Genomic DNA, 585 nt, shown 5'->3' with positions numbered 1-585 from the left:
TGATCGTAATTAGTAACCTTTAAAGAACTATTCGAATGGTTCTTCCTGTATTCTTTTATGAAACGCCTGACAGACGCTCCTTTCTTCAGATAAACATTCAAATGATTCAGTCTCGTTTCAGTAATCTTATGATAGCCTGCCGCCGTCAATTCACAAACCTGTCCTTGATTGTTGACACTTTGGACATAGCCTGTAACTTTATAGGTGTGAGACCTGCCATTATTATCCAGTCTAATCCAATCACCAATTTTATAATGATGAGCTAAGGCACTGCCAATTGCCACCTCATCACTGGTCGAGGGGTTTCTACCTTTATAAATAATATCATTAGTCAACTTAGAGAAGTCTGGTGTTACAAATGCTGTTAGACCTCCATCAGGACCATTGACAGACTGAGTAGAATAGTCTAAAACTTGTTTAACTCTGGAGTCGCTTTTAAGCTCCTTTTTTATATTTTGTAACTCTTGAGGTTTGTCTACAGTAAAAATAGCAGAAGGGAGCTCTTCTGAAAGGGTTCTTAAAAAATTGTCGGGCTTACCGGCGGTATTATAAAGCAGTGTCCCTGAGAAAGCGAGTAACATCATG

Annotated in this window: 1 protein-coding gene; it reads right to left on the bottom strand. The window is 38.8% G+C overall.

The genetic code is table 11. The features are described from left to right. Positions 1-585: ABC transporter permease (locus FH871_RS34520; protein WP_212768331.1), on the bottom strand; the 585-nt coding region annotated here is incomplete at both ends.

The sequence above is a fragment of the Larkinella sp. C7 genome (genome assembly GCF_006149005.1).
Classification (GTDB): domain Bacteria; phylum Bacteroidota; class Bacteroidia; order Cytophagales; family Spirosomataceae; genus Larkinella.
The sequence above is the reverse complement of the archived record's forward strand: the minus strand, read 5'-3'. Positions and strand labels throughout refer to the sequence as shown.